1 protein-coding gene is annotated in these 1,416 nt (G+C 72.0%); it reads right to left on the reverse strand.

The features are described 5' to 3' along the window. The coding region (locus AC1DP0_RS21855; RefSeq protein ID WP_478088679.1) for a DEAD/DEAH box helicase at positions 1-1,351 on the reverse strand (1,351 nt) is incomplete at its 3' end. Positions 1,352-1,416: the final 65 nt, after the last annotated feature.

Below are 1,416 nucleotides of genomic sequence, written 5' to 3' on the forward strand. Positions count from 1 at the left end.
GGCGCGGGCCGCGTGGGCCGGCCGGCCCGCGACGGTGCTGCTTCGGACCGGCGATGAGGCGCTGGAAATCGTCCTCGGCGATGGCGACACCGCTGGGCGTCGTCGCACCGGTGGCCGCGAGGGTCGCGTCGCCGGGCGTGGCCCGGACCGGCGAGATCTCGAGGCCGGCATCCTTGAGCTGACGCTCCATCGTCTTGCGCTGGTGCGGGAGCGCAAGGGTCACGACGGTGCCCTTGTCACCGGCGCGAGCCGTGCGGCCCGAGCGGTGCAGGTAGTCCTTGTGGTCGGCCGGCGGGTCGACCTGCAGGACGACCGAGACGTCGTCGACGTGGATGCCGCGGGCGGCGACGTCCGTCGCGACGAGCACCGGGAGGGTGCCGTCGCGGAACGCGCCGAGGACGCGGTTGCGCTGGCCCTGGTTGAGGCCGCCGTGGAGCGCGGCCGCCATGACGCCCTGCTCGCGCAGCTGGAGCGCGATGCGGTCGGCGCCCAGCTTGGTGCGGCAGAACACGACGGTGCGACCCTCGCGGTTCGCGACCTCGGCCGTGATGACCTTCTTGTGCTGCGGGTCGATGAGCAGGACGTGGTGGTCCATGCCCTCGACGGAGGCCGTGGCGTCGTTCGTCGAGTGCGTCACCGGGTCGGTGAGGTACTTCTCGACGATCGCGTCGATGCCGCGGTCGAGCGTCGCCGAGAAGAGCAGGCGCTGGCCGTCGGCCGGGATCTTGTCGAGGCTCGTCGTGATCTCGGCCATGAAGCCCATCTCGGCCATGTGGTCGGCCTCGTCGAGGACGGTGATCGAGATGTCGTCCATCTCGACGGCGCCGCGCTCGAGCAGGTCGTTGAGGCGCCCCGGGGTCGCGATGAGGATGTCCACGCCCTTGTTGAGGGCGTTGATCTGCGTCGTGTAGCTGAGGCCACCGGCGACGAGCTTGTGGCGCAGGCCGGCGACGTGCACGAGCGGCTCGAGCGCGTCGGAGATCTGCATCGCGAGCTCACGGGTCGGCGTGAGGATCAGCGCGTGCGGCTTGCGCGGCCGGCGCGGGGCCTGGCCCTCGAGCAGCCGCGTGATGAGCGGCAGCCCGAACGCGAGCGTCTTGCCGGAGCCGGTCTGGCCACGGCCGAGGACGTCGCGACCCGCGAGGGCGTCGGGGATGGTCGCGGTCTGGATCGGGAACGGCGAGGTGATGCCCTCGCGGGCAAGGCGCTCGACGATGCGCTCGGGCAGGCCGAGRGCCGCGAAGCCGTTGTCGGCTGCGACGTCGACGGGACCCTCGGAGACGTCGGCGCGGATGGCCTTGGTCCAGTTGTCGGCGTCCATGCGCTCGGCCTCGGCGTCCTCGAAGCTCACGGGAGCCGGGCTGGCGAAACGGTCGCCGCCACGGTCGTTGCGACGGTCGAAGGACGGACGGTCGT

The sequence above is a fragment of the Terrabacter sp. P5_B1 genome (assembly GCF_056400505.1).